Origin of the sequence: Acinetobacter sp. YH18001, from assembly GCF_013416975.1 — a bacterium.
In the GTDB taxonomy this organism is placed as follows: Bacteria; Pseudomonadota; Gammaproteobacteria; order Pseudomonadales; family Moraxellaceae; genus Acinetobacter; species Acinetobacter pseudolwoffii.
Genome location: NZ_VPEU01000123.1, coordinates 1 through 1,748, shown reverse-complemented (window position 1 = coordinate 1,748; position 1,748 = coordinate 1). Strand labels below are relative to the sequence as shown.

Sequence of the window (1,748 nt, the reverse complement as noted above, 5' to 3'; positions counted from 1 at the left end):
TATTTAAAAGCTGGCTCATTTCAGTAAAAGTCGCAAGATTTTTCATTTTCACAAGGCTTTCCTTTAGAATAGGCGCATCTTATTTCTTAGCTTTGATTTCTCAATGATTCAGTTAGACCAGTTATCTATACGTCGCGGTGGACGTGTTTTATTTCAAAAAGCGTCGATGCAGTTACACCCAGGATGGAAAATTGGCCTAACCGGTGTCAATGGTGCCGGGAAATCGACCCTGTTTTCAGCCTTGCTCGGTGGCATGGAGTCAGACACCGGTTCGTTGACCCGTCCTGCGGTTTGGACCGTGGCGCATATGGCACAGGAAATCAAAGCGCTGAATATGAAAGCCATTGATTTCGTCTTGTCGGGCGATGAAGAATACTGGGATATTCAGCAGAAACTGGAGCAGCCAGATCAGCTGGATGATGCAGAACTGGCCCATTTATATGGCCGTTTTGATGAAATTTCAGGTTATTCTGCGCCGGCCAAAGCTTCGCAACTGATGGCCGGTCTGGGCTTTTTTGAACATCAATCCCAACTGGATGTTTCAAGTTTTTCTGGTGGCTGGCGCATGCGCCTGAATCTGGCGCGTACCCTGATGAGCCGTTCCGATTTACTCCTTCTTGATGAACCGACCAACCATTTAGACCTGGATGCCATTCTCTGGCTCGAAGACTGGCTGAAAGCCTATGAAGGTACGCTGGTGCTGATTTCGCATGACCGGGATTTCCTCGATGCGATTACCGATCATATTTTACATATTGAAAATCAGGAACTGATTTTATATACCGGTAACTACTCGACCTTCGAGCGCACCCGCAGTGAACGTCTGGCGCAGCAGCAACAGGCTTATGAAAAGCAGCTGGAAACCCGCGCACATCTGCAAAAATATATTGACCGTTTTAAAGCGAAAGCCACCAAAGCCAAGCAGGCACAGAGCCGGATCAAACAGCTGGAGCGTATGCAGGAACTGTCTGCTGCCCATGTTGATACACCATTTACCTTCAGTTTCCGTGAACCGACCAAAATGAGTTCGCCTTTATTGCAACTGGAACATGCCGATATTGGTTATGGTGACAAGCTGATTGTCACCAATGTCAATTTACAGATCACGCCAAGCAGCCGGATTGGTTTGCTCGGGATGAATGGTGCCGGTAAATCCACCCTGATTAAATCGCTGGTCGGTGATTTAAAATTGCTTCAGGGTCTGCGTAAAGATTCAGAACTGCTCAATATTGGCTACTTTGCCCAACACCAAATGGATGCACTGGATGGCAATGCCAGCCCGATGTTACAGCTGGCCCGTATTGCCGATAAAAAAATCAGTGAAGCCAGCCTGCGTTCTTTCCTGGGCAGTTTTGGTTTTAGCGGCGAACGCATGGATACGCCAAGTGAAAGTTTCTCAGGCGGTGAACGTGCCCGTCTGGCTCTGGCATTGATTGTCTGGCAGCGTCCAAACGTGTTGATTCTGGATGAGCCGACCAACCATTTAGATCTGGATATGCGTCATGCATTGACCATGGCCTTGCAGGATTTTGAAGGTGCTGTGGTGCTGGTATCGCATGAGCGCCAGCTGATTGCCAGTGTCTGTGATGAATTGCTGCTGGTACATAATGGTCAATGCCGTGAATTTGACGGTGATCTGACCGCTTATGCCGACTGGTTACGTCAGGCCCGCATTGAGATGATCAAAAACGGGCAGAAGCCAGCCGAGCCGGTGAAATCTCAGGTCGAAGTCAAAGCAACCATTTCCA

At 48.4% G+C, this 1,748-nt stretch carries 1 protein-coding gene; it reads left to right on the top strand.

Going from position 1 to position 1,748, the window contains the following annotated elements; all coding sequences use genetic code 11:
• Nucleotides 1–103 precede the first annotated feature (103 nt).
• Nucleotides 104–1,748, top strand: a 1,645-nt coding sequence (locus tag FTV48_RS14685; protein ID WP_257222987.1) for an ABC-F family ATP-binding cassette domain-containing protein, incomplete at its 3' end; no start/stop codon positions are given.